Origin of the sequence: Aquicella lusitana (assembly GCF_902459475.1) — a bacterium.
Lineage (GTDB): Bacteria > Pseudomonadota > Gammaproteobacteria > DSM-16500 > DSM-16500 > Aquicella > Aquicella lusitana.
Window position 1 is genome coordinate 1044121 of record NZ_LR699114.1, and the last position, 26073, is coordinate 1070193.

Annotated in this window: 20 protein-coding genes and 2 tRNA genes; 15 read left to right on the forward strand and 7 right to left on the reverse strand. The window is 42.8% G+C overall.

Translation table 11 applies throughout. The features are described 5' to 3' along the window. The first annotated feature begins 196 nt into the window (after positions 1-196). The 3 genes from AQUSIP_RS04845 to AQUSIP_RS04855 all read left to right on the forward strand — a co-directional run bounded on the left by AQUSIP_RS04845 (position 197) and on the right by AQUSIP_RS04855 (position 6393). Positions 197-2503 (forward strand): phospholipase D-like domain-containing protein, encoded by a 2307-nt coding sequence (locus AQUSIP_RS04845; protein WP_147277446.1) that lies wholly within the window; start codon positions 197-199, stop codon positions 2501-2503. 293 nt (positions 2504-2796) lie between these two features. Next, positions 2797-5529 carry a hypothetical protein gene (locus tag AQUSIP_RS04850; RefSeq protein ID WP_114833332.1) on the forward strand — a complete coding sequence of 911 codons (2733 nt, stop codon included), beginning with the start codon at positions 2797-2799 and terminating at the stop codon, positions 5527-5529. 66 nt (positions 5530-5595) lie between these two features. Further along, positions 5596-6393 carry a hypothetical protein gene (locus tag AQUSIP_RS04855; RefSeq protein WP_114833333.1) on the forward strand — a complete coding sequence of 266 codons (798 nt, stop codon included), beginning with the start codon at positions 5596-5598 and terminating at the stop codon, positions 6391-6393. 196 nt (positions 6394-6589) lie between these two features. Here AQUSIP_RS04855 and mfd read toward each other — a convergent pair whose 3' ends face one another. Next, entirely contained in the window at positions 6590-10033 is a 3444-nt protein-coding gene (gene mfd / locus AQUSIP_RS04860) for a transcription-repair coupling factor (protein WP_114833334.1), read from the reverse strand. A gap of 215 nt (positions 10034-10248) precedes the next feature. Here mfd and AQUSIP_RS04865 point away from each other — a divergent pair, with 215 nt between their 5' ends. From AQUSIP_RS04865 to AQUSIP_RS04890, 6 genes are all read left to right on the forward strand, one after another. Further along, positions 10249-12111, forward strand: coding sequence for a hypothetical protein (locus AQUSIP_RS04865; protein WP_114833335.1), 1863 nt, complete (start codon positions 10249-10251; stop codon positions 12109-12111). Between the two features lie 88 nt (positions 12112-12199). Continuing rightward, positions 12200-12919, forward strand: coding sequence for a hypothetical protein (locus tag AQUSIP_RS04870; protein WP_114833336.1), 720 nt, complete (start codon positions 12200-12202; stop codon positions 12917-12919). 4 nt (positions 12920-12923) lie between these two features. Next, positions 12924-13247, forward strand: coding sequence for a DMT family transporter (locus AQUSIP_RS04875; RefSeq protein WP_114833337.1), 324 nt, complete (start codon positions 12924-12926; stop codon positions 13245-13247). Further along, a complete protein-coding gene (locus AQUSIP_RS04880) occupies positions 13244-13585 on the forward strand; it encodes a DMT family transporter (RefSeq protein WP_114833338.1) in 342 nt (113 codons plus the stop codon). The genes AQUSIP_RS04875 and AQUSIP_RS04880 overlap by 4 nt, the downstream gene beginning before the upstream one ends. Continuing rightward, positions 13569-14327, forward strand: a complete 759-nt coding sequence (locus AQUSIP_RS04885; RefSeq protein ID WP_170131720.1) for a glycerophosphoryl diester phosphodiesterase — start codon at positions 13569-13571, stop codon at positions 14325-14327. Before AQUSIP_RS04880 ends, AQUSIP_RS04885 begins: the two co-directional genes overlap by 17 nt. A 106-nt stretch (positions 14328-14433) precedes the next feature. Beyond that, positions 14434-15054, forward strand: coding sequence for a CvpA family protein (locus tag AQUSIP_RS04890; RefSeq protein WP_114833340.1), 621 nt, complete (start codon positions 14434-14436; stop codon positions 15052-15054). Between the two features lie 32 nt (positions 15055-15086). Here the strand turns inward: AQUSIP_RS04890 and AQUSIP_RS04895 are convergent, their stop codons facing one another. The 6 genes from AQUSIP_RS04895 to AQUSIP_RS04915 form a co-directional block, all read right to left on the reverse strand. Further along, positions 15087-16535, reverse strand: a complete 1449-nt coding sequence (locus AQUSIP_RS04895) for a bifunctional 2-methylcitrate dehydratase/aconitate hydratase (RefSeq protein ID WP_114833341.1) — start codon at positions 16533-16535, stop codon at positions 15087-15089. A gap of 3 nt (positions 16536-16538) precedes the next feature. After that, positions 16539-17663, reverse strand: a complete 1125-nt coding sequence (gene prpC / locus AQUSIP_RS04900) for a bifunctional 2-methylcitrate synthase/citrate synthase (protein WP_114833342.1) — start codon at positions 17661-17663, stop codon at positions 16539-16541. Further along, positions 17660-18535 carry a methylisocitrate lyase gene (prpB, locus tag AQUSIP_RS04905; RefSeq protein ID WP_114833343.1) on the reverse strand — a complete coding sequence of 292 codons (876 nt, stop codon included), beginning with the start codon at positions 18533-18535 and terminating at the stop codon, positions 17660-17662. Before prpB ends, prpC begins: the two co-directional genes overlap by 4 nt. A gap of 83 nt (positions 18536-18618) precedes the next feature. Continuing rightward, a tRNA-Asn gene (locus AQUSIP_RS04910) sits at positions 18619-18691 on the reverse strand. A gap of 98 nt (positions 18692-18789) precedes the next feature. Continuing rightward, the gene (locus AQUSIP_RS12325) at positions 18790-18957 is read right to left on the reverse strand and encodes a hypothetical protein (RefSeq protein ID WP_170131721.1); all 168 of its coding nucleotides are present in this window, start codon (positions 18955-18957) and stop codon (positions 18790-18792) included. Positions 18958-19138: 181 nt separating this feature from the next. Further along, positions 19139-20380, reverse strand: a complete 1242-nt coding sequence (locus AQUSIP_RS04915) for a pyridoxal phosphate-dependent aminotransferase (protein WP_232058636.1) — start codon at positions 20378-20380, stop codon at positions 19139-19141. Between the two features lie 114 nt (positions 20381-20494). Here AQUSIP_RS04915 and uvrB point away from each other — a divergent pair, with 114 nt between their 5' ends. From uvrB to rplT, 6 genes are all read left to right on the forward strand, one after another. After that, positions 20495-22507, forward strand: coding sequence for an excinuclease ABC subunit UvrB (uvrB, locus tag AQUSIP_RS04920; protein ID WP_114833344.1), 2013 nt, complete (start codon positions 20495-20497; stop codon positions 22505-22507). A 168-nt stretch (positions 22508-22675) separates the two neighbouring features. Beyond that, positions 22676-22750: transfer RNA gene (locus AQUSIP_RS04925), tRNA-Val, on the forward strand. Positions 22751-22842: 92 nt separating this feature from the next. Continuing rightward, on the forward strand, positions 22843-24765 hold the full coding sequence (thrS, locus tag AQUSIP_RS04930; RefSeq protein ID WP_114833345.1) for a threonine--tRNA ligase: 1923 nt from the start codon (positions 22843-22845) through the stop codon (positions 24763-24765). A gap of 27 nt (positions 24766-24792) precedes the next feature. After that, positions 24793-25326: a translation initiation factor IF-3 gene (gene infC / locus AQUSIP_RS04935; protein ID WP_197737865.1), complete on the forward strand. Its 534-nt coding sequence runs from the start codon at positions 24793-24795 to the stop codon at positions 25324-25326. Positions 25327-25361: 35 nt separating this feature from the next. After that, positions 25362-25586, forward strand: coding sequence for a 50S ribosomal protein L35 (gene rpmI / locus AQUSIP_RS04940; RefSeq protein WP_114833347.1), 225 nt, complete (start codon positions 25362-25364; stop codon positions 25584-25586). Positions 25587-25675: 89 nt separating this feature from the next. Then, on the forward strand, positions 25676-26041 hold the full coding sequence (gene rplT, locus AQUSIP_RS04945; RefSeq protein WP_114833348.1) for a 50S ribosomal protein L20: 366 nt from the start codon (positions 25676-25678) through the stop codon (positions 26039-26041). The last annotated feature ends 32 nt before the right edge of the window (positions 26042-26073 follow it).

Consider the following 26073-nt stretch of genomic DNA (forward strand, 5'->3'; position numbering starts at 1 on the left):
ATTGTTGAGTTTATTGATAATAAAGAGCCAATTGGCTATAATTTGCCCCAATCACTAAAAACGAGAATTATTAAAAGTGAATTCAATTCTGGTCCTGGTCCGCGGATTAATTGTTGCTCAAACGATCTCTCATGTTGATAAATGCATAGCACTTTTTTTCAAAACAGAGCCAGCATCAGAGGCTGTGCTGTGCGCAATGAAAAATTTTGAGCTTGAAGAAAATGACATAGACAGTTTGCTTTTTAAGATCTATCTGGCGAAATCGAGACCTTGCAATAAAGCTTATTGTGATGTCCTTTTTGATGCACTAGTTAAAAAGAAAGCCTCCTTGCGCTTGCCTGGTGTGCCAGAAGATTCGGATCTCTTTAAAAATGAAATACGATCCATACAAGAGCAAGTTGAAGAAAAATACCAAAAACATCTCAATAACATAGCCATATTAACCAAGCTATTGCACGGCTTGCAACTGGGTGCTTCCATTCTTGAAAGCAAAATTACGCAATTAGATAAAAATAAATTAGCGAATAGAAAAAAAATAAGGCTTCTACAAAATGTGCTTGGCGTAGCTGAGCCTACATGGGGAAGTGCACCTGGCCATTCCCTGGATACTTTTTATGGACTCATATCGCTTATATCTAATGCGACACAATCAACTAATTTGCTTGATCAACAGATGAATGAAATCTTTCATTACGCAAGGTCTATGCAGATAAACAGGGTAATCAATCCTGTTGAGCGCTACAAAAATGAACAAGGGGTTTTGCGCCGACTGAAGCAGTGGACTAGCGATTCTATTAAAAGTATTTTGGGTGTCGGCAGTCAGAGTACGCCGCAAATATTAAGAAACGTTATTGCGAACGAGGCGTTACTTTTCCAAAGAGCAGAAAAAAAAGCGAGTTTATCTCGAAGCCAACGGTTTTTGTTTCCAACGAGAGCGGAAAATCAAGTCAAGTTTTATAGTAATGCCTATGCTGATGCTGCTCATCGTGACGGCGCATTTGCTGATATTTTTGATGATATGGAAACAGCGAAGGAAAATATTTTTATTGTTGGGTGGGCGCTATCGCCTACAGAGCAATTTGGGAAAAATAATCGCCGCTTGCCGGAATTGTTAGTTGAAAAGGCCAGGCAAGGCATAAAAATTGTGATTCTAGTGTGGGATAATATTGCGCCCGTTCACAGAGAGCAAGTTAAAAATTTTGCTTTGGCGATGAATCATGAAATATCCAAGTTATCACCAGTCGACGCGGAAAAGGTAAGAGAAAATCTGCACCTGAAATGTTCAACCAGAAAGTTAGGCATTTCAGACCATCAAAAAATGGTTGTGGCAGACTCAACACTTTACTTGGGCGGGTTGGATTTAACGGTTGGCCGTTCGAATCCTGACGAATGGCATGATTGTCACGCTCAAATCAAAGGTCCTATTGTGGAAGATGCGATTAGTCTTATTCAGAATCGGTGGGATGCTAAAAAGTGCAAAATGAAAATAGGATCGCACGAGAAAGCAAGCAAGATATTGGAAGAAAAAAAACAACAATGCGAAAAGGTTAACGCTAGAATATCCATGGACGTGCTGAATCAAAAATCAACCATACAGCTTGTTTGCTCCATGCGTAAAGAATATTTTCATGCCAGAAATTGGCATAGCATAAAAAAAGACAAACAGCATCATACTGATGAAATTCAAAGTGTCTATGTGGAGGCTATTAGAAAATCTGATAAATTTATATACATGGAAAATCAGTTTTTTATCGGCCCGCGTTTTCATAAAGACGGCAAGCGCACAGTTGAAGGTTCAAATCAGGTTATTTTAGAGATTGCAAAAAAAATCAAAGATAAAATTTCTAAAGGGGAAGATTTTCATTTTTATTGCCAGTTACCTTTTCGTCCGGAAGGGAATGATCCTGGCGCATTGGACGTTAAAGTTATTTTGCGCAAGCAATGGAAGACATTAGAGTGGCTGATCAAAACTGTCGATGCTTGCGCAAGACTGCACGGAAAATCAGCGAAAGATTATCTAACTTTTTATAACCTTGGTCAAATGGAAGGCGATCAATATAAAATGAAGTATACACATTCCAAATTGATGATTGTGGATGACCAAGAGTTGATCCTTGGCTCTGCTAATTGTAATGAGCGCAGCATGCTAGGCGCTCGTGATAGTGAAGTGGGGATTCATATGAAAAATCAAAAGGAAATAAGAGTGTATCGCGAAAAGTTAATGTGCGAACATTTCGGGGATGAATTTATTGATCAAAATTATAGCTTGATTACCCAACCGAATGCTAGGAATGCCCATGCTGCATTGCACCAACACCTTGATAACGCATGCGCTGCAATGCGGGGCCGCGACAGAAGAAAAATTGTCGCAACACCTTGGGGGAATCAGCCTATCGCAACACTATTAGCAGGTGAAAAACCTCAACACGTGTTGGAGAGTTCTCCTCTCCTTTTCCGTATTGGTGCGTTTGTTTCAAAGCGCATAAGCAAATTAGTGCGATAGTTTACATTGCAACAATACGTTGGGTATTCTAGCCGTTCTTAATGTCGTATTAATCAAATAGTTCATCAAGCAGTTTCTCCACTCGGCCTATGCGTTCCTTAGGTTCATGGGGATCCAGCGTAAATCGCAGTCGAGTGGGACCGTCGAGGCGGTACCAAGTCATGGAAGCTTGGCTAGGCTTGATCGCTGAAAGCCCACTATTGTCTCAGTATGCATTTGATCAATAATCAAAAAAATTTCTTATAAAAACTAAGCTATACTAAAAAAAATAGTATTTTTTGAATTTCTTAATTATGCCAAGACTGACGACTACAGAACTTGCAAACCTAGTTATTGAAAGTATTCCAGACGATATTGTTAACGATAAAAAATTTCGTCAATTGAATAGCGAAATACTTTTAATATTAGCTAGCAAAGATGTGGAGCAATTATCTTATTGGTTATTATTCAATTCATTCACAAAACATAAATTGGATCAGTTGGTTAGTCGACAAAATAGTGGCGAAATAAAAAATCCAAGTGTTAATTTAAAAAGCGAGATTAGGAAAATCTTTCTTGCTTACCTGGAAGAGCTACTAGTTAAACAAAATAATATACCAAAATATGAAACGGAAGATTTTAGTCCGCAGGAATATTCGGAATTTGCCGAGAGATTGGAATCTATTAAAAATGTCCTTTCCCGCGAGAAGCCTGCGACCTTAGACACGATGCAATATTTAATTGCTGCTAAAAATCGCCGCAATAAAGCGTTAGGTCGACATTTGAATGTTGAGGGGATTAGTGCTTCAAAATATGCGAGTGAATTTACCGTTAAAAGACTCGCAAAAGAAATAATAAAATTAAAACCTGGCGATCGAAAGCAATTTCTTTATTACCATCGTGGTCAGAATCATGCGTTTGGTTTAGATGTAGAAGTAGATGATAATGGCAAATTTAAAATTTTTAGTATAGAGCCAGCAGCTGATAAAAATCATTTGGTTGCAATTGATTTTCTAGTCCAATTTTTACAAGACCAACACGTAGATTTTGAATTTAAAGCTTGTGTTTCGGATTTGCAATGGGACCCTCATAATTGTGCTTTTTATGTGTATTCTATACTTAACGAATTAGCTAAATATGATCATGTTTATGATTATTTACCAGAAAGCATTCCTGAAGATAACATTGCCGAGCAAAACAAAAATGTTTCTATTATTATTAATCCAATTTTAAAAGAAGTTAAAAATTATGAGCTTAAACACTTAGATCGAATTACTTTCGTAAAACCATCAGGATTACCTACTAGATTAATTAGCATGGGGCAATCGTACACCGTTATGTTGGAGCAGTTACAATCTCATCATGAATTTTCAACTGATAAACAACTTTCGCCAGAAAAATTTATTGAAATTCAAAAGAAAAGATATTCATTTGATGAAAAACTTGATCGAAAAACAAAATATATTCACCAAAGAAGAAAAAAAATTGCTGACCGATTTAATAATAGCATAAATAATTTACTTGGACCCGTTTACGCGGGTACAGTTAAGCAATTTCCGTTATTAGGAAAAATAATTAATCGTGAAAATATTAATTTTTTTAATGAATTCATTGATAATGATGCTTACTTAATAGATGAAAAATTAAATTCATTACAAAAATTAGTAGCATTTATTTTTTCGACCAAAAAAATATTAGGCGAAATGGATAACTATGAATTATCTATTCTCGCGCAAATACGAGAAACATATATACGTTTGTTACAAAAAAAAGGGTTTGCATTTTTTCAGCAAAAAATTGATGATCGAGAGCGCATCTTGACATTAAGTTTAGGCAAAAAAATAGCTGAAGAAAGTATACAAGATCCTGTAGAAATTCTAAAAAGTATATTTCCTATGTCAGAAATCATTCGATTTTACCGGGACACACCGGTGATTCTTGGGGATTTTAAATTAAATAATCCTGTCACTGATTTTTATGAAAATAATGAAACAGAATTCAATGATGCTAGTTTAGAAAATTTACTCGAAAAAGTAAAAGAAGATTTCTATGATAAAGAAAATAATGATTTTCTTTATGATGAAGTAAGAATCATAGAGACATTGTTGGATGCTGCTAGTTCTATTACTTACCCTTCTCGTTACCTGGATGAAGATACTCCTAATGAAACAATATCTGCCATTTACATAATTAAAAAAGAATGTTTTAAGCAAATAGCTAAGTTATATGCGCAAAACAAAACTGAAATCGCAGATAAATTATTTGAAGAAGTTGTTACTCGAAAATATATGAAAGTCGATGCATTACTTTCAGCGCATGATTTAGACGCATTAAAATTAGTTGTTGAGCGTAGCTTTGATTATAAAACAATGGTTCATGTTACTCAGCTTGGGATTAGAGGTTTACCTGATTACTTTCGTGCTCCAAATCCACTCTTAAGTTTAATTAAACAAGAAAATATTACAGCTAAATCTATTCTTTCAGCATTGGATGAAGAAAATTTAGGCGTGTTAATCAGCCTTGAAAAAAAGATTGAATACTTAAAAAGTATTTTTGATATTTTTGATCAAGAAGATGATCAAATAAAACTTAATGAAGTATGTATAGCTCATGCTTTATTACTGACAAAATATTCTGATGGTTTTCAATATATTAAAGAAGATGATTTTTTTAGTAATACTTTGTTTTGGACTTTAATTAATTCTCCAGATGATAAATCCATGACAGAAAAAAATATATTAATAAAATTAGATGATATCCCGAATTTGTTTTCTAGATTAAAATATCTTGAAGCGGCTTATTTTGTTATTTCAAACGACATTTATGGTAATTATTCTAATCCATCTGATAAGGATAATAATCAGAAATTAAACTCTAGACAAATTAAACATATAAAAATATTGCAGCAAACTTATAAAAGTTTAATTAGAAATTTAGATGTAAGCAATGATGACAAATATAATCAGCAATTATTAAAGCTCATTAATAGTAGTAAATTGTTAGATTTTCATATTTCGCCAAATTTAAAACAGCGAATCGGTTATTAACTATTTTTTAAAAATTTTAAAAGTATTAGATATGAAGTCTATGAATTGGTTGCTAACATAACAGAAATGAATAAATTAGCAGATCCTGCTAATAAACGAGGACCAGCTGCAATTCAAATAATTTCTCCTTTAGACCAAAATAATGATGCTGGCGAAGAAATTCAAGTAAGCGCTGTGCCAAATAATTCTCAGAATCTAAGCATTAGAGAAATTATTACCAATTATTATGAGTCAGGTAAAACAAATGAGGAATGCTATGAAGATTACAATTTTAAACTATCTACTTTTTCATTTAGTAGGCTATTTCCTAGGCTAAGTAGCTGGATCGGTTACGAGCGTCTTAATCCAGAGGTTAATATTAATGATGATGATTGGAAGATTAATTTAGCCATTCATTATGAAGATTTGGGATTAGCATTTGCTATTTTGTCAGAGTGCGCACAAACGCATCAAATTGCACTTTTTAAAGTTATGTCAATTGAGACGGCCAGACATAATTCTCAAAATAAAGATATGACCGGCCGAGAAATTGTTTTATATCGCAATGGGAACCCTGAGTTCACAGCAGAGAAATGGATAGAAATTTTAAAAGAAATTGAAGAAAAATTTCGTGCTGCAAACATTAGGCCGTCAACAGAAACATCCCCTATTACGAACCGCCGTTTGGGAAAATATGTCAGTTACACACACCCAGCTTGGATACCTGAAGAAGCTGGCAAAAGTCGTTATAATATTCCTTTTTCACAAGGGATTAGAGAAACAGTTAAAGAAGATGAAGATATTTTTACTAATTATTTCTACGATAATAATAATGAGTGTATTTCGACTGCTGCTTCTATAACCCGATTATCTTCTGGAAAATGAACCTTTTTTATATGTCTAATTTTTACATATGCAAGCTTAGGCATGACTTAAATGAGGAATAGGCGCATCGAAAAATGGCCAGAGTCCAGTGAAAGCGAATTCAATTCTGATCAGTGGGCTCATAGCAAATTAGTGCGATAGCTACCGAGCTTAATTAGAACAGTTTGTATGAGAGTGAGCGATTCTTAATGCCGTATTAATCAAATAGTTCATCAAGCAGTTTCTCCACCCGGCCTATGCGTTCTTTAGGTTCATGGGTATCCAGCGTAAATCGCAGTCGAGTGGGGCCGTCGAGGCGATACTGCTGCGGTTTGGTTTGGATGAGGCGAATAATGGTTTCCGGTTTAACCTGTGGCCTTTCAGAAAACTCAAATTTGCCGCCTTTTTCACCAGCTTCTAGTTTGATAATGCCCAGTTTTTCGGCTTTCAATTTGAGTTCAGTCAGAGCAAAAAGATTTTTGAGCTGATCGGGCAGCAGTCCAAAACGGTCAATCATTTCAACCTGAATTTCATCCAGCTCCGCTGTTTCTTTTGCGGTGGCGATGCGTTTGTAGAATTGCAGGCGTAGTTGAACATCACCCAGATAATTTTCCGGTATGAGCGCGGTTAGATGTAAATCAATTTCGGAGCCTTGATGCAACAATGATTTGTCAAAATCGGGCTCTTTACCCGCTTTCAATGCATCCACAGCCCGGGATAGTAAATCCATATAAAGCGTAAAGCCGATTTCCTGCATTTCGCCGCTTTGTTCTTCGCCTAGTAATTCACCTGCGCCGCGAATTTCAAGATCATGCGTGGCCAGTGTAAACCCGATGCCCAAATCGTCCAGGGCGGCAATGGCATCGAGCCGTTTGGCAGCGTGATCGGTGATATGCTCCCGGGAAGGAATTAAGAGATAAGCATAAGCCTGATGATGCGAACGTCCCACGCGGCCACGCAATTGATGCAATTGAGCCAGGCCAAATTTGTCAGCACGATTAATAATAATCGTGTTAGCGGTAGGAACATCGATACCGCTTTCAATGATGGTGGAGCAGACAAGTACATTGAAATGACGATGATAAAATTCAGACATCACGCGTTCCAGCTCACGTTCATGCATTTGTCCATGTGCGACAGTAGGTCGCGCTTCATGTACCAATGTTGAAATTTCCTCGGCTTTTTTATTGATCGTGGTGATGTCGTTATGCAAAAAGTAAACTTGCCCGCCGCGCATGATTTCGCGCTGGATCGCTTCCTGTATAATGGCATCGTTGTATTCATGGACAAATGTTTTAACGGATAACCGGCGGGCAGGTGGTGTGGCTATCACAGACAAGTCGCGAATGCCGGACAAAGCCATGTTCATGGTGCGCGGAATAGGTGTAGCCGTAAGAGTAAGCATGTCAATGGTCGTGCGTAGCGCCTTCAATTTTTCTTTTTGCTTTACGCCAAACCGATGTTCCTCGTCAATAATGACAAGGCCCAGGGATTTAAATTTAATATCTTGCTGTAATAGCTTGTGTGTGCCAATGATAATATCGATTTTTCCATTTTCCATGCGCTGCAAAATATTTTTCTGTTCCTTGCCGGTTCGAAACCGCGACAACATCTCAACCTGGATAGGCCAGTCAGCAAAGCGGTCTTGGAAATTCTGGAAATGCTGCTGTGCTAGCAGTGTGGTGGGTACCAATAAGGCTACCTGCTTGCCGTTTTGCACGGCGAGGAACGCGGCGCGCAGGGCGACTTCCGTTTTGCCGAAACCCACATCGCCGCAAATGACTCTGTCCATGGGCTTATCAGAGGTCATATCGTTAAACACTTGCTCGATGGCTTGCAGCTGATCGGGTGTTTCTTCAAAAGGAAATGCTGCAGCAAAAGCAGCATATTGTTCATCCGGAAGCGTATATTTATGTCCTGGCCGGGCTGCGCGTTTGGCATACAAGTCGAGCAGCTCGGCCGCTACATCTCGTACTTTTTCTGCCGCTTTACGTTTGGCACGCTGCCAGTTTTCTGTACCCAATTTATTAATAGGCGTATGTTCTAGGTCTGTGCCGGTGTAGCGGCTAATCAGGTGCAGTGATGCAACTGGCACATATAATTTGTCGCCACCTTGATATTCTAGGCATAAGAACTCCGCGACTTGGTCGCCCACTTTTAATGTTTGCAGGCCGCGGTAACGGCCAACGCCATGATCAATGTGTACGACGGGGTCATCGATTTGTAATTCCGTGAGATCGCGGATAAGAGCGTCAGGATCTTGCACTGATTTTTTTCGCAGACGCCGTTGCATAACGCGTTTGCCATACAGCTGCGTCTCTGTGAGCAGGGTCAGTGCGAGATCGCTAAGACAAAAGCCTTCTTCTAGCGGCGCGACGACAATGCCGCGAGTTTTGTCACTTGCTAAAAATTCCCGCCAGGAATGAAAATAAGTAGGTGAGAGTGAAATTGTCCGGAAAAGCTGTAAAAGAACCTCGCGTCTTCCCGCAGTTTCTGCACAAAATAGCAGGCGGCCTGGGTAGTCCGCAGCAAATTTTTGCAGTGCAGCAAGCGGTTGAGTCGCTTTGTGATCAATATCGAGAGAGGGCGCAGCCTCGGTCGCGAAGGTATAAGTGTCCTTTATTTCATGATGATTGATACTGATTTGTGGATAATCACGCAGCGACAATTTAAGCGATTGTGCAGAAACAAAAAGAGACTTGGGTGAAAGCAGCGGTCTTGATGTATCATGTCGGCCCTGCTCATATCGCATTTCAATTTCTTGCCAGAACTCAACCGCCTTTGCTTCTAAATCGCCTATGCTGACAACGCAGGTGTTATCAGGGAGATAATCAAAAAGCGTGGCTGTTTTATCAAAAAATAGCGGTAAATAATATTCGATGCCGGGTGAGCATATTCCTTCACTGATATCCTGATAAATGGGCGATTTGAGCGGATTGCCGCCAAACTGGCTGCGCCAAGCCTGTCTGAAATGCTCGATGGCGTTCTCGGTTAGCGGAAATTCCTTAGCGGGCAATAAGCGTATTTCAGTCAATTTTTCCAGGGAGCGCTGCGTGTCTGGTGAAAACACGCGTATGGAATCGACTTCATTATCGAAGAGATCAATACGAAAAGGGGTTCTGCTGCCCATGGGAAAGAGATCAATAATTGATCCCCGGATAGCAAATTCGCCGTGTTCCCTCACCTGGCTGACAGCATGATAACCTGCCTTCGTCAGCCGTGTTCTGAGAATATCAATATTCAAGAGATCGCCCAGTTTGAGGAGAAAGCTGTGCCCTTCGAGGAAATCGCTGGGCGGCAGGCTGTGCATGAGCGTTGAGACGGTGGTGATGATGGCGCCTGTACCAAGCGTCGGAATACGGTAGAGTGCAGATAACCGCTCGGAAATGATGTCCTGATGGGGAGAAAAATGATCATAAGGCAGTGTTTCCCAATCAGGGAACGTAAGCAATGTTTCCGCTGCGTTTCCAAAAAATTGCAATTCATCAATAAGATGCGAAACAGCCAGGCTATCTTGCGCAATGATGAGAAAAGGTTGCTTGCGCTCAGCAATAACCTGGGCGAGCGCAAGGCCGGTGCTTGCACCATAAAGGTTTTTCCAATGCAGTCGCTCGCCGGCTTGTTGAGGCAGCGGCGGATGAAATAGGTTGGCGTTAGACATGGTTTATCATAGTTATTAAAAAGTGGAGGTATTGTAATACAGTCGGTGCCTTTATTAAATCATAGCTGTAATCGAAAATATAAGACGTAATCCCACAAACCCTGCCGCTTGCGTCGAATTTTTATAAAGCTTGAAACGGGGAGAGATTGTGGATATAAAATAAATTATCAATTTACTATTCCAATTGGCCAGCATAACCCATCACGAGGTGCAGGATGGCTATTGATCGAAATAACCTTGTCTCCAATGTAAACCCCTTTCCCTGGCTTATTCATATCAGTCGTATTAACCAAATGCTTCGCGAGTTTCATCAGGCTTTTTCTGCTGCTTTTGCAGAAGGTGGGGAGGAACACCCGCAAGAAAACGCCCTTCACCATGTCACTGTATTCAACGAAATATGGAATCAATTGGACAAACAATCGGCTAATGCAAACTCCTTAGATGATTTATATCAAATCTATTTTCCAATTGACCAAAACCTTGAGCGATACATTGAGGAATACTGCCGGGATTTTAGTCTAAAGATGGATATTTTTACAGCAGATAAGCGAAAAATGCTGGAACAGATAGTGTGTTTACATTATGCACTGGTCAGGCAACGATTTTTACTGTTGCCATTTGAGGAAAAAGATACCAACGAGAAGCTCTTAGCCGCGATTCATAAGATTAATTATGATATTAGGCTCTTTGAAAAAGAGCATGCGCCCATTTTATTGCGCGAATTAACTAAATCCATCTCATCATTCCGTTATCTGGTTTGTGATCTGATCAGGACGCTTCGCTACAAAGGAGGATATGGTCCGCTTGAAATGGATTTGGATATGCCCAATTTTTATGATGTGGATGATCTGCATGAAATTCGAAAATATCTGACTGAACTTCCTCATTGTCAGGAAGCTAATTTGCAAATAGATCGTTTGCAAACAGCAGTAAAGGAATCAAATAAAAAAAATATCGCGATTTGCAAGTCTGCGTTGATGAGCTATGTGCATGCGATTGAGAAAGTTAAAATGAACACGCGTTCCTTTATTTCCAAAAAATTTCATCTACTAAATGGTGATCTGGAGCGTTATCTTGAGTATTGTGAAACACAAGAAATTAAATTAAAGAGCTTCGACAAGAGGCGCAGAAAAGTGGCAAATGCTATCATTCGTGTATTAACTATGGATGGAAAAATGCATAAGGAAAGCCATGTTGCTCTTGAAGAAGTAGGGCGGCGTGTAGTAGAGGCTTGCGAAATGCAGAATCATACTGAATGGTTCGCGTTGAATTTTAAAGCCAGTGCATGGCATCTTGCCGCAAAAAAAATAAATATCAGCCTGTCCGAACTCGCAAAGGATTTGAAATTATTTGTATCTCAATATGCCACTTCTTTAAATGAAATACAGCTTTTAAAGAACAGGATAGAGCAGCATGAACAGAATTTGCAGGACATGCATTTGCAACGAACCATCGTGGCGTCCCAATTAGCAAAAGCGGTGCAGACATGGGAAATGGGTTACAAGGCTTTTAGCCATTTTCAACTGGCATTACTCACGCATTGCAATGTCATTCCGGAAAGTACCATACAATTTATTAACACGTTTCTTTCCCAGCATTGGGGTAAAATTTCCATCGGTGGGTCCGGTGGCGGCAGTTTGAGCACACTTTTGTCTATTTTAATATCGGGTGTTCATCCCATACCATTGGTCATTTCAGGGATATTGGGCGTACTCTTTGGCGGCAGTGCAGGTGCCTTAACAGGTGTATGCATGGACCATTATTCCCCTCAGTCTAAAGACGACACGAGTGAAGTGGTGGAAGTTCCTTTGCTTGATGAAAAAGCATTATTGATGTTAGACGATAAGGTCGATGATCAACACCGGTCATTGCAGGAGTTGGCTGCTTCTAATTCGCCACCTCAGCTTCCTGATAGCGAAGAGACTCAAATTAACTATTCAGCGCCTGCATCACCATCTTCCCCTTTGCTTGGGTTACCCCGATTGCCGCGTTGGAATTATGGTTCACTTTGGCAGTCAGCGCTTTCGATAGTGGATAATAATCGCATTACTTCCGCCATCCATAAAATTCGTCATTGAGTGTGACTTAATAAAATAGATGGCAGTCTTGATTTAACTTGCATAAAATAAAAGGTATTTGCAGGAATATAAGGCAGGGATCTTAGCTATGAAAATGAAAAAAATGGGTTTGTTTTTTTTGGCCGCTTCTTTCTCTTTACCTGTTTGCGCCGATGTTAATCTTGAGCCGCTGCTTAACAAGGTAACGTTACAATTACGCGCAGAACAGTGGGTGACGACTAAAACCGCGCTGGTGAACGTGGGCGTGAACGCTGCTGTTACAGACCAGGGCATCGAAAAAATCCAAAATGATGTGATGCAAAAATTAAACAAATTATCCGACAAGGGTGAATGGCACATTGTTTCCTATAACCGCCAGCTGGACCGGTCCGGCTTGGAAAGTATCCAGATGACGGCGCAGGCTCGTTTACCGCAATCTGAATTGGCTAATTTGCGCGACAAGGCGAAATCGCTGAGCAAACCGGGGGAGACATTCACGATTGATGCGGTTCAGTTTACCCCAAGCGATGAAGAATTCCGTGAAGCGAATAATACACTCAGAAACAGTATTTACCAGCAGGCTAAAATGGAAATTGATACACTGAATAAACAATACGCCGATCAAAAATATTATTTGCATCAGATTGACTTTATTTCACCACCCATTGTTCCGATGCCCATCGCGCGCAATGAAGTTTTTATGGCAAAAGCAGCCGGTGCGGCTGCTGCCCAGCCCCTGTCTGTAGGAAATAAGCAAGAGTTACAAGCGACGGTAGTGTTGGCCTCTATGCCAGACCAGGTTGCACAAAAACTGGCCCGTAATAATTGAATCCATGTCTAATTCAATTACCTGGTTTTATCTAGTGCTCGCTATTTTTACCGAAGTGGCGGGCACTACTGCCATGAAATTATCTAATGGTTTTGCCCGTTTCGAACCTTCTCTTTTAATATTCTTTTTTTATGCGCTGTCGTTATTATTTTTAACGCTTTCTTTAAAGCGACTTGAGATCGGATTTGCTTATGCAATCTGGTCGGGTTTGGGCACATTCTTGATTTTTTTAGTTAGCGTCGCCTTTTTTCATGAGCCGATGACAGTGTTAAAAACACTTTCACTGGGTTGTATTATTATTGGTGTGACAGGGTTAAAACAAACATGAACCTTCTACTCGCAGATAGCTGGATTTCATTGGGTATTGCCATCGTATTCGGCGTGTTAGGCACTATTTCGATGAAATTATCGAATGGGATGCAAAAACTGAAGCCTTCTGTCTACCTCACTATTTTTTATACTATCTCTTTTGTGGCTTTGACCTTTGCCATGAAATATATAGAATTAAGCGTTGTCTATGCTGTCTGGTCAGGCATAGGCACAATACTGGTAGCTGTTATCGGAATTTTTCATTTCAATGAATCAGTTTCAGCTAAAAAAATTTTCTTTTTGTCATTGATTGTGATCGGCATAATAGGGATGCATTTTGGTGACTACCTCTCTTGAATTTTATCCACCTGTGATCGCGCACCGCGGCGCAAGCGCATATGCGCCTGAAAATACCCTGGCTGCTTTTATTAAGGCAGCGCAGTTAGGAATAAAATGGGTTGAATTTGATGTGATGCAGGCCGCCTCTGGCGAGCCCATTATATTTCATGATGATTTGCTGGATCGGACGACGGACGGCAAAGGTGAGGTTAGCCATTATTCGTATACTTATCTGCAAACATTGGATGCGGGCAGATGGTTTGATTCGCGTTTTTCTGGTGAGCGTATCCCGACGCTATTGCAGACAATAAAATTTCTTCAGGAAGCTAAGTTATCAGCCAATGTGGAAATAAAAGCACAGTCGGGCCACGAAGAGAAGCTAGTGATTCGTGTTTTGGATGAATTAGCACCTTATTTGCATGCCGCGCAGCCTGCTATTTTATTTTCAAGTTTTTCACTCGATGCCTTGCATTTTTTACGTCAACATTCACCCCACTGTTTGATGGGATTGTTATTGCATGAATGGGAACCAGACTGGCAATACGTCTGTACTTCATTGCAATGTATTTCTGTGCATGTTAATCATGAAATCATGACCCGCGAAGCTGCGCAAAAAATTAAAAGCATGGATAAGATATTATTGTGCTACACCGTCAATGATCCGGCACGTGCAGCCGAATTATATAGCTGGGGTGTGGATGCGGTATTTAGCGATATACCGGATAGAATCGTGGATGGTAATTGGAACATACCTAAATAAGAGCGCGACTGCATAAGAGCGCGACTGCTGCTTGTGTACCTTTTCCATTACCTTCTATACTATTATTCCATTGGAAATCATCACGTAATTTACAGAGGGATAGACTATGGCTGCAAATCTGAATTGGGTTGATTACATCATTCTTGCCATTTTTTTTCTCTCCATATTGGCTGGTTTCTGGCGAGGGTTTATCAGGGAAGTAGTGTCATTGATCACTTGGATTTTGGCCTTCGTGGTAGCGGCTACTTTTTCTCATCCCGTGGCATCCGCCTTTACCAGTTCTCCTGCTGTACAAGGTGCCCTGACACAAGCATCAAGTAGTGCAGATCAACCTGTTTCCTATGCAGCTATTGCTATTAGTTTTGCCCTTTTGTTTGCGGGTACAATCATCGTTGGCTCTATTCTGGGTTATGTGCTGAATATGGCATTCCAGGCGGGTGTGCTGGGTATAGGAAACCGCATACTAGGCGGTGTTTTTGGTTTCTGCCGTGGTTTTATTATCAATCTGGTTTTAATTTTTCTCGTACAGCTAACGCCTTTTTCTCAGCAAGAAATTTGGACACAATCCAGTCTGGTAGCCACCTATCAACCCACTGTGCAATGGCTGGATAGCGTTGTGTCACCGGGCCTTGCTGATCTTAAAGCCCGGTTTGGTGGTACCGTGGAAGAAGTAGGGACGAAATTTCAGGGTATCTCAAATAGCTTTAAACCAGATACAGAAGAATAGAGATTCATTCATGATGCTGGCTAATGTACTATCTAGCTGGCAAACATATCCATCAATTCGTTCACTGCCAGGTTTTCTAAGCTAGGCTGATCCTTAAAGAGGGCCGTGAGCTCCTTCACTTTATCTTTAGAAAAATGCGTTAACAGGTTTGCTTCGAATTTCTGATACAAAAGGGGTATCCCTTCTTCGCGACGCTTGCGGTGACCAATAGGATATTCAACCGTGACTTTATCTGTCTCAGAACCATCTTTAAAATAAATTTGAATGGCATTAGCGATGGAACGTTTTTCTGGATCCAAATAATCGCGGGAAAATTGTTTATCTTCTTCAACTATCATTTTTTCACGCAACTGATCAATGCGCGGGTCTTTGGCAAAGGTATTTTCATAATAGTCGGCTTTAAGATCACCATGCAGCAGGGCGACTGCCACCATATATTGCAGGCAATGATCCCGATCAGCCGGATTATGTAATGGTCCTGATTTGCTAATAATGCGGACAGCTGATTCCTGTGTTGTCAGCACGATTTTTTCAATCTGATCCAACTTGTCTTTAATAAGCGGATAGAGTTTTATTGCGCATTCAACAGCTGTCTGAGCGTGGAATTCTGCCGGGAAAGAAATCTTGAATAACACATTTTCCATAACATAGGAACCAAAAGGCCTGGGAAGGCGCAGTGGTTCGCCGCGTGTTACGACGTCATAAAAGCCCCATTTTTTTGCAGTGAGTGCGCTGGGATAACCCATTTCACCTTGCAGGGTCATCCAGGCAAGCCGTACAGCACGGCTGGTTGCATCTCCAGCAGCCCAGGATTTGCGCGAGCCTGTATTGGGTGCGTGCCTATAAGTGCGCAAACAGGCGCCATCAATCCAGGCTTGTGACAGGGCATCAGCAATCTGCTCGGATGTGCCACCTAAAAGATGGGTGGCGACAGCCGTGGAAGCAATTTTAACTAAAAGCACGTGATCCAATCCCAGCCGGTTAAAGCCATTTTCGAGTGCGAGTATTCCCTGAACTTCATGGGCTTTAATCATGGCTGAAAAAACTGTTTTTACTGATAAAGGCTCTGATCCTTCCGCTAATCGCTTTCGGCTGAGATAATCGGCTACAGCAAGGATGGCGCCAAGATTATCCGAGGGATGACCCCATTCGGCAGCAAGCCAGGTATCATTGAAATCCAACCAACGTACCAACGTGCCAATGTTAAAGGCACCTAGAATAGGATCCAGCATGAAATTCGTACCCGGTACACGTGTGCCGACGGGGACAAATGTGCCTGGAATAATCGGCCCCAGCAATTTGGTGCATGCTGGATATTGCAGAGCAAGGATGGCACAACCAAGCGCATCCATTAAACAGTAACGGGCGGTAGTGTAGGCGAGTTCACTTGAAACTTCGTGATGCGAAACGTAGTCAGCGATGGTGACAAGTTCGGTATCCTGAGTCGGTTTAATATTTACATCAACGGTATGTAATGCCATTGCTTAGCCTCGTTCTTGTATGGGTGTAAAAGGCCGCGGTGCTGGCCCAATATAATTAGCTTCCGGGCGAATTAAGCGATTGTCTGCTCGTTGTTCAAATATATGTGCACTCCAGCCGCTTAAGCGCGACATCACAAAAATCGGTGTGAATAACGGAGTAGGGATGCCGCAGAAATGATAGGCCGTGGCACTATAAAAATCCAAGTTTGGGAAGAGTTTCTTTTCATTCATCATGACTTTTTCTATTGCTTCTGATACTGCATAGAGGTAGCCATCACGTGCGTGTGCAGATAATTTTTGTGACCAGCTTTTAATAATATCTGAACGCGGATCAGATTTTTTATAAACGCGATGGCCAAAGCCCATGATTTTCGTTTTCTTGGCCAGCATGTCTTTAATGCCGGTTTCAGCTTGCTCGGGTGTTTTAAACATACTGATCAACCGCATGGCTTCTTCGTTGGCACCACCGTGCAAAGCACCACGCAAGGTTCCGATCGCAGTGACAATGGCTGAATAAAAATCGGATTCCGTGGAAGCTGTCACACGCGCAGCAAAGGTGGAAGCATTGAATTCATGTTCTGCATAAAGAATAAGTGAGACATCCATGCAACGGCGTATTTCATCATCAGGTTTTTTGCCATGGAGCAGGTGAAGAAAATAACCCGCAATAGTTTGTTCTTCACTATTCCATGTTTCAATACGTTGACTGTTACGATGATATTGATACCAGTAGAGCAGCATACTAGGTGTACAGGCAATCAAGCGATCAGCAATATTGTGTTCTGTATATTGCGCCGATTCAGATTCCAGTGTTCCGAGCATGGAAACACTAGTACGCAGCACTTCCATGGGATGGGCAGAGGCTGGAATGGTTTCAAGCATTAACTTTAATTCATTGGGAAGCCTGCGCAACTTGATGAGTCTGTCCCTGTAATTCTGTAATTCCGCAAGCGTGGGCAGCCGGCCGTATAAAAGAAGAAAGGCGACTTCTTCAAAAGTGGAATAAGCAGCTAGATCATGAATATCATAACCGCGATAGGTCAAGCCAACACCTTCCTTGCCTACAGTCGATATGGCTGTATCGCCAACGATGACTTTCTCGAGTCCTCTGGTAGTCACTGCCGTCATTTCACTTTTCCTTTTGCAAAAAGTTCATCTAGTTTTTGTTCATATTGATGATAATGCAAAACATCATACAACTGTTCGCGTGTTTGCATTTCAGGCAGCACGGTTTTTTGTGTGCCTTTGGAACGAATGGTTTCGTATACATGGATGGCTGCCTTGCTCATTGCTCTAAAGGCGCTCAGCGGGTAAAGAATTAATTGTACACCTGTCTGCTGTAATTCTTCTTTAGTAAAAAGAGGTGTGACGCCAAACTCAGTGATATTGGCAAGCACGGGCACAGGACAAGCACGCACTACCGCCTGATATTGAGATAACGCTGTCGCTCCTTCAAAAAAGATCATTTCTGCGCCCGCTTCCACATAGTGTTGAATACGTTCAATGGATTTATCCAATCCTTCAATGGCGAGTGCGTCTGTGCGCGCAATAAAAACGAAATGATCATTATCCTTGGCGTCCATGGCCGCCTTGATGCGGTCACACATTTCCTCTGTAGAAACCAATTCTTTTTTAGGCCGGTGGCCACAACGCTTGGCTTGCACCTGGTCTTCCATATGCACAGCGGCCGCTCCTGCGCGGATCATGGACTTGATTGCGCGGGCGATATTAAATGCATTGCCCCAGCCGGTATCGATATCTACTAAAAGGGGTAAGTCGCAAGCATATGTAATACGGCATACATCTTCAATCACATCATTGAGCGTTGTGATACCCAAATCAGGCAAGCCGTATGAAGCGGCTGCAACGCCGCCACCTGAAAGATAAATGGCACGGAACCCGCTTTGTTTGGCAAGCATGGCTGAATAGGCGTTGATTGTACCTACGATTTGCAGTGGGGATTCTTGAGCTAGTGCTTGCCGCAATCCAGGGTGTTCCATCCATTAACACTCCATTTATTATCCTGACATGATATGGGCGTAAGCCGTTAGTGCTTATTAAGATGCTGGTGATGCGTTATTCACTCCCCGGGACGGGCTCGAACCGCCGACCCAGTGGTTAACAGCCACTTGCTCTACCGACTGAGCTACCGGGGAATAGGTTTAATCTTGTTCAATATGATGGAATCACGTTGAACCGTCTTAAGTGACGAGAATACTAATATCGCTTTTCAGAATCGTCAATAATTTTTTGTTTATTTTTTATATGTGTTACGGCTTGCCTCCGTTTCGTTCTGTTCCTGCTGATCTGGATTTGTTTTTGAGCCATAAACCGTCACGATTTTGAGCGGATTCTTTTTGATTTTGACGGGTTGTTCTTGTTTGAGATGGGAAGTCAGGCGATTAAATAATTTCAATAACATGAAATTTTTCCTTGAGTCATGAACCTTTTAAGCTAATTGATTTCTCGGTGTCATGCCAGTCTTCACTCATTATGTCCGGTAAATTTCCGTTCTCTCATCGTCCCGCTGACAAGCAGCAGGACGACGGCGAGTAGAAAATTACCGGACAGCGATGCGCCTTCACAGGTATGACACATGGCTGCTAAGCAAGTAGTTTCGCAATGGCCTTATGCATTCTTTGCATCGCATCCACTAATTTTTCCATGCTCGTCGTGAAGCACAAGCGAATATGGCCTGGTGCGCCAAAAGCGGACCCCGGAATGACGGCAATTTCAGCTTCATTTAAAAGATACTCTGAAAATGCCATGTCATCTGCCATGCCGGTTTGTTTATTCAGTAATCCTTCCACAGACGGTAGCGTATAGAAGGTTCCGTCCGAAGGAATGCAGTGTATGCCCTGCATTTTTTGCAGTTCGCTCACAACAAAATCGTGACGTTCCTTGTAGGCTTTGGTCATCATCGAGACACAGCTTTGATCTCCTTCCAGCGCAGCGAGCGCGGCGTATTGGGAAACACTGGTGGGATTGGAAGTGCTTTGGGATTGGGCTTTCTTCATCGCGCCAATAATGTTGGCAGGACCTGCGGCATAGCCGATACGCCAGCCTGTCATGGCATAAGTCTTTGACACGCCATTAATTACAAAGCAGCGGTCATAAAGCTCAGGGCACACATTCAAAATATTCGTAAAAGGAGTGTGATTCCAGAGGTGATGCTCATAAATATCATCGCTTGCAACGATAATACCTGGATGACGCAAAATAACTTCACCCAGTGCTTTTAATTCCTCCGCCGTATAAGCAATCCCAGTCGGATTGGACGGGCTGTTGAGAATCACAATACGCGTTTTGGGCGTGATGGCAGACTCAAGTTGTGCGGGGGTCATTTTGAAAAGATGGGAAAAATCGGTGTTCACAATGACAGGTTGCCCGTCAGCCAGCATGACCATATCCGGATAAGATACCCAATAAGGAGCCGGGATAATCACTTCATCGCCTGGGTTTAAGATGGCGGAAAATAGGTTAAAAAGGCTGTGTTTCGCGCCGCAGGAGACAAGAATCTGGTTGAGCTCATATTTTAAACGGTTATCACGGGTAAACTTGTTGATGACAGCCTGTTTTAAACTTTTAATACCGTCCACGGCTGTATATTTAGTATGGCCATCGCGGATCGCTTTGATAGCGGCTTCCTTGATGTGCTCAGGTGTATCAAAATCGGGCTCGCCTATACTTAGACTAATCATATTCTTGCCCTGTGCAGCCAATTCTTCCGCACGGGCGGAAATGGCCAGGGTCGGGGAAGGTTTGATGCGTCCTACGCGCTCTGCTAATACGAGAGAAGAATGGTTTGCCATGGTTAATTCGCTCAGTTTTCGGGTTGGTGTCATGATAATATCTCGTTATGAGCCTAAAAATAGATTAAGATTCAGAAAGTAGGGACCATGCCCTTTAAGAAATACTGAGTATAATTAATTTAATCAGCCAGTTCTACCGAAACCCTCATGAAGCAAGCATTCGAATTATATGCCGAATTTAAACCCGCTGGAGATCAGCCTGCGGCCATCAAGCAGCTAGTGGAAGGTATAGAGCAGGGGCTTGCCCACCAAACACTGTTGGGTGTGACGGGCTCAGGCAAAACTTTTACCATGGCCAATGTTATCATGGCCGTTCAGCGTCCCACGCTGGTTCTCGCGCCCAATAAGACATTGGCAGCCCAGCTATATGGTGAGATGAAAGAGTTTTTTCCCCATAATGCAGTGGAATATTTCGTTTCCTATTACGATTATTACCAGCCGGAAGCTTATGTGCCTTCTTCAGATACGTATATTGCAAAAGACGCGTCTATCAACGAGCACATTGAGCAAATGCGATTATCGGCGACCAAAGCGCTGCTGGAGCGGCGCGATGCCATTATTGTTGCAACGGTGTCTGCCATTTATGGCTTGGGCGATCCGCGCATGTATCTCAGCATGGTCATGCATCTGGACCGTGGCGACAAGGTTGACCAGCGTCATATTCTGCGTCGTCTCGCTGAGCTGCAATACACGCGAAACGATATGGATTTGCATCGCGCAACATACCGGGTGCGGGGTGATGTGATTGATGTGTACCCGGCAGAGTCAGACAGTGAAGCCGTGCGCATAGAATTATTTGGCGATGAAATTGAAAACTTGTCCTACTTCGATCCGTTGACAGGCGAAGTACTGCGACGGGTGCCGCGCCTTACTATTTATCCGAAAACGCATTATGTTACCCAGCGCGATACCATCGTCAATGCCATTGACCAGATTAAAGCGGATCTGCGTATCCGCCTGGAAGAGTTATACAAGCTGAATAAATTGGTTGAGGCCCAGCGTCTTGAGCAGCGAACGCTCTATGATCTGGAGCTTATGCGAGAGCTCGGGTACTGTCAGGGCATTGAAAATTATTCACGCTATTTATCGGGGCGCGCGCCTGGCGAACCGCCGCCAACCCTGTTCGACTATTTGCCGTCGGGTGCGCTACTCATCATTGATGAATCGCACGTCACCATTCCCCAGCTAAATGGCATGTATCGTGGCGACCGATCGCGCAAGGAAACCCTAGTGGAATATGGATTTCGCCTGCCTTCTGCGCTGGATAATCGTCCTTTGCGTTTTGATGAATTTGTTATCCGTGCGCCACAAACGATTTACGTTTCAGCTACTCCCAGCCGTTATGAGCTGGAGCATTCCGATGCCATCGCAGAGCAGGTTGTGCGTCCAACCGGCTTGCTGGACCCTGAAATCGAAGTGCGGCCCGCCACTACCCAAGTGGATGATTTGCTGTCCGAGATTAACAAGCGCGTGAAAGTGAACGAACGTGTACTGGTCACCACGCTTACCAAGCGGCTGGCAGAAGATTTGACCGAATATTTGGAAGAACATCAGGTACGAGTGCGCTATCTTCACTCGGACGTGGGGACGGTAGAGCGGGTCGAGATTATCCGCGATTTACGTTTAGGCGCTTTTGATGTGCTGGTAGGCATCAATCTGTTGCGCGAAGGTCTCGATTTACCTGAAGTATCGCTTGTTGCTATCTTGGATGCAGATAAAGAAGGTTTTTTACGCTCAGAAACCTCACTCATTCAAACCATTGGCCGTGTAGCCAGAAATTTTAATGGCAAGGCGATCTTGTATGCGGACAACATGACAGGCTCCATGCAGCGTGCGATACAGGAAACGGAAAGACGCCGAGCGAAGCAGCATGCGTATAACGAGGCCCATGGTATTACGCCCCACAGTGTTAAAAGAGCGGTACACGATGTCATGGAAGGCGCTTACGCGGATGACAGCGTAAGAGGTCGCCTTTTCCCCAAAGGTAAAGTGCGTGAAAAGGCAGATGAATATTCAACTTTGTCGCCTGAAGCCTTGTCCGCCAAAATTGCAAAATTGGAAAACCAGATGCATGAACATGCCCATCATCTTGAATTTGAAGAAGCTGCGCGATTGCGTGATCTGATTCATGAGATAAGGCAGCGTTCGCTGGGGAGATAAAGGGTAATTTTAAGATCACGCCTATATCCGTTCTTGTCCCTTACAAATCTCTTAATGCCTACTTACAACCCCATACGGGAGTCAGAAGCTCCTCAATTTTAATGCATTTTCTATTGTCTTATACCTTGCTTCTTTTCGCATGACAGGGTATCTTTAGCACCCTAATTTAGGCACGTAGCTCAGTGGTAGAGCATCACCTTGACATGGTGGTGGTCGGTGGTTCGATCCCACTCGTGCCTACCAGTTATAAATAAATCCCTTGCAAACTACCCGTGCAAGGGATTTTGTTTTATGGTTACAATGAACTTTTACTGATATAACCCAATAGTGAATTTATGCCTGTGATTACACTACCGGATGGAACCCAAAAGCACTTTGATGCAGCGGTGACAGTGCAAGAGATAGCCGCAAGTATTGGCAGCGGGCTTGCAAAAGCCGCGATTGCCGGCAAGGTCAATGGAAAACTGGTCGACACTTTCTATTCTGTGGGAGAGGACGCCGAGGTGCGGATCATTACTGACCGTGACCCCGAAGGGCTCGAAATTATCCGCCATTCTACGGCTCACCTGCTGGCTCATGCCGTGAAATCCTTATTCCCGTCAGCGCAGGTAACGATCGGCCCGGTAATTGAAAACGGGTTTTATTATGATTTTGCTTTTGACCGGCCTTTTTCGCCGGAAGACTTGGAGCTGATCGAAGCCAAGATGCAAGAGCTCGCAGAAAAAAATTACCCGGTTTCGCGCAGGGTCGTGAGTAGGGATGAGGCTATTCAATTTTTTAGCAGTTTAGGTGAAGACTATAAAGTAAAAATTATCGAAGCAATCCCGGAAGAAGAGATTTTAACCATTTATCAGCAGGGTGATTTTGCTGATTTATGCCGCGGGCCGCATGTACCTAGCACGGGCATGCTAAAGGCATTCAAGCTGACTAAACTATCGGGCGCCTACTGGCGCGGTGATTCAAATAATGAAATGCTGCAGCGTATTTACGGGACAGCATGGAAAGATAAAAAAGCGCTGGATGAGTATCTTAAAAACCTGGAAGAGGCGGAAAAGCGCGACCATCGAAAACTTGCCAAAAGCATGGATCTTTTCCACATGCAAGAAGAAGCGCCAGGCATGGTATTTTGGCATCCCAATGGCTGGACTATTTATCAGGCCATTAAAAGTTATATCAGTAGCCGAATAGCCGAGCAGGGCTATGAAGAAGTGGTTACTCCTCAAATTGTTGACGTGGACTTGTGGAAGAAATCCGGGCACCTTGCCAATTTCAGCGAGGAAATGTTCACTGTCGAAGTGGATGAAAAAGAGTATGCCATTAAACCCATGAACTGTCCGTGTCATGTGCAGATCTTCAAGCAGGGATTGAAAAGTTATCGAGATTTACCGCTTAGATTGGCTGAATTTGGCTGCGTCCATAGAAATGAAATGACGGGTGCCATGCATGGTCTTATGCGTGTACGGCAATTAGTGCAAGATGATGCCCATATTTTTTGTAGCGAGAGCCAGATACAGGATGAAGCCTCTAAATTTATCAGGCTGGTTATCGATGTTTATAAAGATTTTGGTTTTAATGAGGTCGTGGTTAGGCTGGCGACCCGTCCAGAGAAACGTATAGGCACTGATGAGTCATGGGACAGGGCGGAACATGCATTGGCTGAATCGCTGCGCAGCACCGGGTTGTCTTTCGAAATACGCCCGGGGGAAGGTGGTTTTTATGGGCCCAAGATTGAGTTTCACCTGAAAGATTGTTTGGGACGGATGTGGCAATGCGGTACCCTGCAGCTCGATTATAATATGCCGGAGCGTCTGGAAGCCTACTATATCGCCGAAGATGGCAGCAAAAAGACGCCAGTCATGCTTCATCGTGCTATTCTAGGTTCTCTGGAGCGGTTTATAGGCATTTTGCTGGAACATTATGCTGGTAAGCTGCCCGTATGGCTCACGCCAGTACAGGCTATGGTAATGAATATTACGGATAAACAGGCTGATTATGTGGAAGAAATTACCCGTGAGCTGAAAAAACATGGGGTTAGAGCAAAATCAGACTTGAGAAATGAGAAGATCGGCTTTAAAATTCGCGAGCACACTATTAAACATGTTCCCTACCTTTTAGTCGTAGGGGATCGTGAGGTAGAATTACGAACTGTCTCGGTTAGGGCGCAAGGCGGCGCTGACCTGGGTTCGATGCCTTTAGGCAAATTTATAGCGATGCTGGATGCCGAGGTTGCGCAACGAGGTCGAATTGAACACTCATGACCCTATGCGCAGGCGGTTTGAATTTGAATAGGAGGATGTCGAATTAGTACAGAAAAAAAACCTCGGGTTAATGATGAGATAAGGTCTCATGAGGTGCGTTTGATTGATGCAGAAGGCCAACAACTTGGCGTTGTATCAATTCATGAAGCGAAAAAAATAAGCGAAGAAGCTGGGTTAGATTTGGTTGAGGTTTCGCCAGAAGCAAAGCCTCCGGTTTGCCGTATCATGGATTATGGCAAATATAAGTTTCAAATGAGCAAGCGAAAAGCGGCTGCCAAAAAGAAACAAAAACAAATCCAGATCAAGGAAATTAAGATTCGTCCAGGAACCGAAGAAGCAGATTACCAGGTCAAGCTGCGCAACATTATGAAGTTTTTGGAGAATGGAGATAAAGCAAAAGTAACAGTGCGTTTTCGGGGTCGTGAAATGTCGCACCCTGAATTAGGGATGCAGTTGCTGGAAAGAATGATTAACGAATTAGCGGATTATGGGGCAATAGAGCAGCATCCAAAATTTGAAGGCCGCCAGATTGTGATGGTGATGGGGCCAAAGAAAAAATAAATTTTTATATTATTTTGCTATGTGCGGAGTCAGAAATGCCAAGAGCTTATAAAGGTAAGAAGGTAGTTAAACTAAAGTCGAATCGCGGCGCTGCCAAGCGTTTCCGCGCAACGGCAAATGGTGGGTTTAAATGTAAGAGTGCAAACCGCAACCATATTTTGACTAAAAAAACAACCAAGCGTAAGCGTCATTTGCGTGCAGGCGTGCGAGTCCGGGATGAAGACCTGGGTCATGTAGAGCAAATGCTGCCCTATGCTTAAGTATAGGCCTTCATGGCTTTTCTTCTTTAGGCGAAGAAAAGACTGAAAGTAGTTGAGTAAGAAGATGAAATAAGTAAGAGGAAAGAGATATGCCAAGAGTGAAACGTGGTGTTACTGCCAGAGCCAAGCATAAAAAGGTTCTTGCTAAAGCAAAAGGTTATTATGGCGCTCGCAGCCGCGTTTTTCGTGTTGCCAAGCAAGCTGTCATTAAAGCGGCACAATATGCGTTCCGTGATCGTCGCCAGAAAAAACGCGAGTTCCGCGCTCTCTGGATTATTCGCGTGAATGCAGCAGCTCGTTCTCATGGCATGAGCTATAGCGCCTTCATGAATGGTCTTAAAAAAGCTTCTATCAAAATTGATCGTAAAGTGCTTGCTGATATTGCTGTTCATGATAAGGCAGCGTTTGAAGTATTGGTCCAGCAGGCAAAAGCTAGCCTGTCTGTGGCTGCGTAATTGAGTAGTATAGTATAAAAACTCGACCGCAA

What these genes read in the sequence shown, in the direction of transcription:
- AQUSIP_RS04845 (WP_147277446.1), top strand. Translation starts at nt 197, where the DNA reads ATGAAAAATTTTGAGCTTGAAGAAAATGACATAGACAGTTTGCTTTTT.
- AQUSIP_RS04850 (WP_114833332.1), top strand. Translation starts at nt 2,797, where the DNA reads ATGCCAAGACTGACGACTACAGAACTTGCAAACCTAGTTATTGAAAGT.
- AQUSIP_RS04855 (WP_114833333.1), top strand. Translation starts at nt 5,596, where the DNA reads ATGAATAAATTAGCAGATCCTGCTAATAAACGAGGACCAGCTGCAATT.
- mfd (WP_114833334.1), bottom strand. Translation starts at nt 10,033, where the DNA reads ATGTCTAACGCCAACCTATTTCATCCGCCGCTGCCTCAACAAGCCGGC.
- AQUSIP_RS04865 (WP_114833335.1), top strand. Translation starts at nt 10,249, where the DNA reads ATGGCTATTGATCGAAATAACCTTGTCTCCAATGTAAACCCCTTTCCC.
- AQUSIP_RS04870 (WP_114833336.1), top strand. Translation starts at nt 12,200, where the DNA reads ATGAAAATGAAAAAAATGGGTTTGTTTTTTTTGGCCGCTTCTTTCTCT.
- AQUSIP_RS04875 (WP_114833337.1), top strand. Translation starts at nt 12,924, where the DNA reads ATGTCTAATTCAATTACCTGGTTTTATCTAGTGCTCGCTATTTTTACC.
- AQUSIP_RS04880 (WP_114833338.1), top strand. Translation starts at nt 13,244, where the DNA reads ATGAACCTTCTACTCGCAGATAGCTGGATTTCATTGGGTATTGCCATC.
- AQUSIP_RS04890 (WP_114833340.1), top strand. Translation starts at nt 14,434, where the DNA reads ATGGCTGCAAATCTGAATTGGGTTGATTACATCATTCTTGCCATTTTT.
- AQUSIP_RS04895 (WP_114833341.1), bottom strand. Translation starts at nt 16,535, where the DNA reads ATGGCATTACATACCGTTGATGTAAATATTAAACCGACTCAGGATACC.
- prpC (WP_114833342.1), bottom strand. Translation starts at nt 17,663, where the DNA reads ATGACGGCAGTGACTACCAGAGGACTCGAGAAAGTCATCGTTGGCGAT.
- prpB (WP_114833343.1), bottom strand. Translation starts at nt 18,535, where the DNA reads ATGGAACACCCTGGATTGCGGCAAGCACTAGCTCAAGAATCCCCACTG.
- AQUSIP_RS12325 (WP_170131721.1), bottom strand. Translation starts at nt 18,957, where the DNA reads ATGTTATTGAAATTATTTAATCGCCTGACTTCCCATCTCAAACAAGAA.
- AQUSIP_RS04915 (WP_232058636.1), bottom strand. Translation starts at nt 20,380, where the DNA reads ATGACACCAACCCGAAAACTGAGCGAATTAACCATGGCAAACCATTCT.
- uvrB (WP_114833344.1), top strand. Translation starts at nt 20,495, where the DNA reads ATGAAGCAAGCATTCGAATTATATGCCGAATTTAAACCCGCTGGAGAT.
- thrS (WP_114833345.1), top strand. Translation starts at nt 22,843, where the DNA reads ATGCCTGTGATTACACTACCGGATGGAACCCAAAAGCACTTTGATGCA.
- rpmI (WP_114833347.1), top strand. Translation starts at nt 25,362, where the DNA reads ATGCCAAGAGCTTATAAAGGTAAGAAGGTAGTTAAACTAAAGTCGAAT.
- rplT (WP_114833348.1), top strand. Translation starts at nt 25,676, where the DNA reads ATGCCAAGAGTGAAACGTGGTGTTACTGCCAGAGCCAAGCATAAAAAG.